Annotated in this window: 7 protein-coding genes and 1 pseudogene; 4 read left to right on the plus strand and 4 right to left on the minus strand. The window is 62.3% G+C overall.

The features are described 5' to 3' along the window. From VBE63_RS24035 to VBE63_RS24045, 3 genes are all read left to right on the plus strand, one after another. The coding region (locus VBE63_RS24035) for a nickel-dependent hydrogenase large subunit (protein ID WP_323685546.1) at nt 1–228 on the plus strand (228 nt) is incomplete at its 5' end. A gap of 114 nt (nt 229–342) precedes the next feature. Beyond that, on the plus strand, nt 343–651 hold the full coding sequence (locus VBE63_RS24040; RefSeq protein ID WP_323685547.1) for a hypothetical protein: 309 nt from the start codon (nt 343–345) through the stop codon (nt 649–651). Nucleotides 652–830: 179 nt separating this feature from the next. Beyond that, complete coding sequence (locus VBE63_RS24045) at nt 831–1,220, plus strand: DUF302 domain-containing protein (RefSeq protein WP_323685551.1); 390 nt, start codon at nt 831–833, stop codon at nt 1,218–1,220. Nucleotides 1,221–1,500: 280 nt separating this feature from the next. Here VBE63_RS24045 and VBE63_RS24050 read toward each other — a convergent pair whose 3' ends face one another. Continuing rightward, the gene (locus VBE63_RS24050) at nt 1,501–1,914 is read right to left on the minus strand and encodes a SufE family protein (RefSeq protein WP_323685548.1); all 414 of its coding nucleotides are present in this window, start codon (nt 1,912–1,914) and stop codon (nt 1,501–1,503) included. Next, nucleotides 1,911–3,194, minus strand: coding sequence for a glycosyltransferase (locus tag VBE63_RS24055; RefSeq protein ID WP_323685549.1), 1,284 nt, complete (start codon nt 3,192–3,194; stop codon nt 1,911–1,913). Before VBE63_RS24055 ends, VBE63_RS24050 begins: the two co-directional genes overlap by 4 nt. 114 nt (nt 3,195–3,308) lie before the next feature. On the opposite strand from VBE63_RS24055, the gene VBE63_RS24060 reads away from it, so the two are divergent. After that, nucleotides 3,309–3,632: a hypothetical protein gene (locus VBE63_RS24060; RefSeq protein ID WP_323685550.1), complete on the plus strand. Its 324-nt coding sequence runs from the start codon at nt 3,309–3,311 to the stop codon at nt 3,630–3,632. A gap of 234 nt (nt 3,633–3,866) precedes the next feature. On the opposite strand, the gene hypE is transcribed toward VBE63_RS24060, so the two are convergent. Together hypE and VBE63_RS24070 are read right to left on the minus strand one after the other, a co-directional pair. Then, a complete protein-coding gene (gene hypE, locus VBE63_RS24065) occupies nt 3,867–4,856 on the minus strand; it encodes a hydrogenase expression/formation protein HypE (RefSeq protein WP_323685552.1) in 990 nt (329 codons plus the stop codon). 149 nt (nt 4,857–5,005) lie between these two features. Then, a pseudogene (locus VBE63_RS24070) lies at nt 5,006–5,560 on the minus strand (hypothetical protein); the annotation flags it as partial.

Below are 5,560 nucleotides of genomic sequence, written 5' to 3' on the forward strand. Positions count from 1 at the left end.
ACCGCGAACTATCAGGCCGTCGTGCCGAGCACCTGGAACGCCGGCCCGCGTGATGCACAGAACCAGCAAGGCCCCTATGAAGCGGCCCTTGCCGGTCATGCCCTGCATGATCCGCAACAGCCGATCGAGATCCTGCGCACGGTCCACAGCTTCGATCCCTGCATCGCCTGCGCGGTGCATATTTCGGACCCCGACGGGGAGGAGGTGCTGAACATCCAGGTGCAATAGGGCGCCGACGCGCGCTCCATACCACGCCGGCCGGACTCAGCAGGGACTGACACCGCGATAACCTAACAACAGCGTCCCTGCCCCGGCCGTCAGCCAAGCCAAAGGAGAACCCTCATGACATCACTCTCACGCCTCGCCGAGCTCCACGCGCGACAATTCATCTCGCAACAGAAGCACCAAGACGAGCTTGGCCGCCAAGATCATTTGGCTGAGCAGCACCGAGCCGCCAAACGCAAACAGGATGCCGACCGCTGGCGTCAGGCCGCCATCAACAGCGCTGGCCCGCTCTGCCTCCTCGACGCTGTTGGACAAGCCGAGGAAAGTTGGGTCGAGCTCTTCGAGCACGCCCCACGCTGTGAGCTACCTAAGGCAAACGCCAAGACCGACTGGAGTGCATCAGCACTGAATCCGCAATGGGCCTAAAACGCATGGTGCAGCCCCTACTAAGGTCAATGGCCTCGGATTTAGGCTAACCAGAGGGGTGAGTGGCAAACAGCCTATTCGCAAATCGAGCCCAACAGACCCACGTCCAGGGTGATCCAACGGGTGGCGCTGTCGACACAGACAGCGCTGCCCGCCCACCCACAGGAGAACCCCAAATGATGTATGGCGTATCAACCAAGGTCAGCACCGGCTTCGACGAAACCATCGAACGTGTCACCGCAGCCCTAAGCGAACAAGGCTTTGGTGTGCTCAGTGATATCGACGTTGCCAAGACCCTGAAGAACAAACTCGGTGTCGACCAGGCCCCCTATCGCATCCTCGGCGCCTGCAACCCGGACTTCGCCCACCAGGCGATTAAGGCCGAACCCGATATTGGCGCTCTGCTGCCTTGCAATGTCGTTGTGCGAGTGGACGACGACGGCGACGTACGCGTGCTGTTCATGAACCCACTCACCGTGCTCGAGCTCGTTGACAACCCGAAGGTTCCCGAGCTCGCCGCAAAGGTCCGCGAGCGGCTTGACCGCGTGATGGAGGCGGTCAAAGACTGATCGCTCGTCACTGCTCGCCCATCTCAGCAAAAACCCTGGCAAGACCCTAGCAGGTGTCGCGATCAGCTAACGGCTATCCCGCCCGTAGGGCAGCGAGCCTTACCCTGAAACAGGGTATTCATTATCCGGGGTAGCAACACGCTATGGACGTTGCGGTGAAACAAGCGCTTCATCATCCGGGTGGCGACGCGCTATGGACGTTAGACACTGTCCATCAACGGCTTACCGATTTGCGCGCCCGTTCAAGGCGATCATCGGCAAGTAGAACCTAGACAGCCGCTTAGCCTTGCTGCACCCGCGCGAGCTGGTAGACACGCTCGAGGAAGTGCTCCATGCCAGCCCGCCGGTTCGCACTCAGGTGTTCGGCCAGCCCGAGGCGGGCGATGTAATGACTCGGGTCGGTATTCAGCACCTGCTCTGGCGTCTGATGCTGGAAAGGCACGAGCAGGAGCGCCACCAAACCCCGCACCAGCGGGGTCTCGGCATCAGCTCGGTATTCGATGCGGGTCGGGTCCGCAGGCTGGGGGGCGGCGGTGAGCCAGGTGCGCGTATTGCAGCCTTGGACCAGGTTGCTGTCGCTGTACTCTTGGTCAGACAGCGGTACGAGCTGACGTGCAAGCTCGCCGATAAACTCATAGCGCGCGTCCCAATCGCCGAGTAGCTCAAAGGCATCGATCACATCGTCGGTATTCATAAGGGGCTCCGCTTTGGCTCGGCCTCGGCGTCTAAAGGCTCAAGCCCGGTGCTATGGGGAAGCCTGATATCGGCAAGCTTCGGGGTATTGTCGTCATGATCATGCTGTTTCGCGACCTCTGCCCTGAGTAGCGTACCGGCATAGAAGGCCAGCATCTGGTTGGTCAGCACAGGCGCCGACCAGCGCTGGGCATAGGCGCGAGCGCTGGCGGAGAGCTCAGCCCGCAACCTGGGCGTGCGCAGCAGTCTCAAGCACTGCTGGGCAAAGTGAGCTTCATCATGCTCGGCAATCAGGCAGCCTTGACCGTCGCGCAAGACCTCGCGGGCGCCCATCTCGGCGAGCGCCACCACCGGGGTGCCCAGGGCCATGGCTTCCAGCAGTACCAGGCCTTGAGTCTCGGTATAGGAGGAGAAGACAAAGCCGGCGCCGGCGCTGTAACAATCTTCGAGCGAGCCGTCGCGCGCCAGATAGCCGGTGAACAGCACCTGCTCATGCAGCCCGAGTCGGTCTCGGAGCCGCTGCAGGTGCTTTAGCGCCGGGCCATCGCCCGCGACGACGAGCAGGATGTCAGGCATCTCGGCCTTGATCAGCACCAGCATGCGCAGCAAGAAGTCGCAATTCTTCTCAAAGGCCAGACGTCCGACATGTACCAGCAGCGGACGGCTCGGGGCAATACCCCAACGCTGACGAAAGCGCATACCCTCGCCCTGGCTGAACTGATCTAGATCGATCCCCGTTGGGACCACCTCGGCTGGAGTCTGGATGCCATAGCGGGTGAGCACATCGAGCATGATCTGTGAAGGCACCGCTAGCGCGTCGACATCGTTGCATTGGGCAGCAGAGAAGCGCCGCGCGGCGTAGCGTAGCCAGGCCCCCGGCACCAGCGGGATGTACTTATCAAGGTACTGCTCGAAGAAGGTGTGATAGCTTTCCACCACTGGGAGCGCGAGCCAGCGCGCCAATGCAAGCCCTGCGTAATGGGCAATGAAGGGGGTGTGGATGTGAACCAGATCGAAGCGCTGCGCGCGCAACGCCGCTCGGTGCCGCGGCAACAGGCCCCAGCGCATGATGCGGTCTTCGGGGTCGAAGGGCAGGAAGCGCGAGGGGATGCGAATGACCTCAAACGGGTCCGAAGCAGTGGCCTCTTCAGCATCGTAGCTGGGCGTGATCAGTGTGACCTGATGCCCCTTGCGGACGAGTTCGCGTCCAACCGTCTGGATGGATGTCGAGACCCCATTGACGCGGGGGAAGTAGACATCCGAGATCATCAGCAAGCGCATCGGACCATTCGACCTCAGCGAAGCCCGCTCGGCGCGGGCGCAAAATTTCAGATATTAGCAGTTCAGCAGCATTCAAGCCGATCAAGAAGACCGCGCGCGAGCCTGCTCTTATTAGTGGCGCTGCTGTGCTCCGGCCTCAGCACCAACGCGTCTGCCCTAACGCCGGCGCTCTGGGGTTATGGCGTTCGCAGTTGCGCCGAGTACGAGCAGGCCAACGCCGCTGCCAAGGCCGGCGATTCAGCAGAGTTCCAGCGTTACCAGGATTGGGCGGCTGGCTTCGTCTCTGGGCTGAGCCTAGCACTCGATGAGGATGTGCTCAGCGGCTCCGGCATCGAAACCCTGATGCGGCGCACCCTGAACCATTGCAAAGCCCATCCCAGCGACAATTTCTTCACCGCGACCATGCATCTCGTGCGCCTGCTCAGCTCATTGCGCTAGCTCCTGCCTCTGGACCCCCCGCGGCCAGCGGTTGCTATCTCGCATCGCTGGCCATGATTGTTAGGAGCAAAAAAACAGCCTTTATGCAGACACACCCAAAGATGACAGATCTGCTTGCCCAGATCGGCCTGCCCAGCGAGTTGTCAGAGGCTCAGCTTCCGCAGCTCGCCGAGCAGAGCCAGCTGATGCGTGTCGGGCCGGATTGGCGCATCCACCGGCGCGATCTCCATGGGCTCAGCAAATGCGCGGCAACTGCTCACCCGCCAGCCAATCGACGATCCGACTGCCGCCAAAGGCCGTCTCCATCTGCACAAAATGATGCGCGTCCTCGACCACCTGCCCGATGATCGCAGCCTCACGTCCCTTCGGATGCGCGCGCATCGCCGCGAGTAGCCCCTCAGCCTGATCAGCAGGGCAGATCGCGATCAGCTTGCCTTCATTCGCAACATAGAGCGGATCGAGCCCAAGCAGCTCGCAAGCCGCACTGACCTCTGCTCGGACCGGGATCAGCGGCTCGCGAATCTGCAGACCAACCTGCGACTGCAACGCCAGCTCATTCAGCGTCGTCGCCAGCCCGCCGCGGGTCGGATCGCGCAGACAGTGGATGTTCGGCACCGCCTCGATCATCGCCGCGACCAGATCGTTCAAGGCCTGACAGTCGGAGACGATCTCGGTCTCGAAGCCAAGGTTCTCGCGTTTCGAGAGGATCGCCACGCCATGGTCGCCCATACTGCCGCTGACCAGGATGGCATCGCCCGGGCGGGCCAGATCACCAGAGATCTGAATACCATCCGGCACCACGCCGATGCCGGTAGTGGAGATGAAGCAGCCATCGCCTTTGCCGCGCTCGACGACCTTGGTATCGCCGGCGATGACTTGCACACCGGCCGTGCGCGCAGCAGCGCCCATGCTGGCAACGATGCGCTCGAGATCCGCCAGTGGCAGCCCTTCTTCAAGGATGAAACTCGCCGTCAGATAGAGCGGGCGTGCACCGGCCATGGCGACATCATTGACCGTGCCATGCACGGCAAGCGCGCCGATATCCCCACCAGGGAAGAACAATGGCGAGATCACATGGCCGTCGGTGCTGGTGACCAAGCGTCCGGGCGGCGGGGTGAACAGGGCTTGATCATTGCCTTGCGCCAGCAGCGGGTTATCCAGATGCACTCGAAACAACTCGTCGATCAGCTGAGCCATGGCGCGGCCACCGCTGCCGTGGCTCATATCGATCGCGCCGCGCTTGATGTCGAGCCGACCGGCGAAGCGGCGCGCTGCTGGGGCTGATGCCTGTGCTGGCGTCGTCGCAGAGACGGAGGTGCTGGACTGTTCTGCAGATGGGTCCTGAGCCGACGGCGGATTGAGCGGAGCAGTCATCAGGCGTTCACCGCCGAATCACGCCGGGTTGCAGCACTCGCGGCAGGCAGGTTCGCCGGCACCGTCACCATTGCAGCCACGTCCGATTCGACGCCAGTCCCCGCGGCAGACTGGGTGGCTGGCGCCCTAAAGCGGCCGTAGCTCCAATAGGCCGCGCAGGCGCCTTCTGAAGACACCATACAGGCGCCCATTGGATTCTCCGGCGTACAGACGCTGCCAAAGAGCTTGCAATCAGTCGGCTCCATCACACCGCGCAACACACTCGGGCATTCGCAGCCCTTGATCTCGCGGCCGCTGCTAGGTGCGACCGGAAAGCGCTGCTCGGCATCAAGCTCCGCATAGGCATCGTCAATCCGTAGCGCACTCGCCGGCAAGAAACCCAGCCCGCGCCATTCGAAGGTCTCGCGCGGGCTGAAGACCTCAGCCATCAGGGCTTGGGCCTTCGGGTTACCGTCACGGGTCACGGCGCGGGTGTATTGGTTCTCGACCTGAGCCTGGCCAGCGTTGATCTGACGGATCAGCATCAGCGCACTCTGCATCACATCCAATGGCTC

The organism is Lamprobacter sp., from assembly GCF_034860625.1.
Classification (GTDB): domain Bacteria; phylum Pseudomonadota; class Gammaproteobacteria; order Chromatiales; family Chromatiaceae; genus Lamprobacter.

Bases quoted from the DNA above. Each gene is read 5' to 3' on its own strand.
- VBE63_RS24050 (WP_323685548.1), bottom strand. From the start codon at position 1,914: ATGAATACCGACGATGTGATCGATGCCTTTGAGCTACTCGGCGATTGG.
- VBE63_RS24040 (WP_323685547.1), top strand. From the start codon at position 343: ATGACATCACTCTCACGCCTCGCCGAGCTCCACGCGCGACAATTCATC.
- VBE63_RS24045 (WP_323685551.1), top strand. From the start codon at position 831: ATGTATGGCGTATCAACCAAGGTCAGCACCGGCTTCGACGAAACCATC.
- hypE (WP_323685552.1), bottom strand. From the start codon at position 4,856: ATGAGCCACGGCAGCGGTGGCCGCGCCATGGCTCAGCTGATCGACGAG.
- VBE63_RS24055 (WP_323685549.1), bottom strand. From the start codon at position 3,194: ATGCGCTTGCTGATGATCTCGGATGTCTACTTCCCCCGCGTCAATGGG.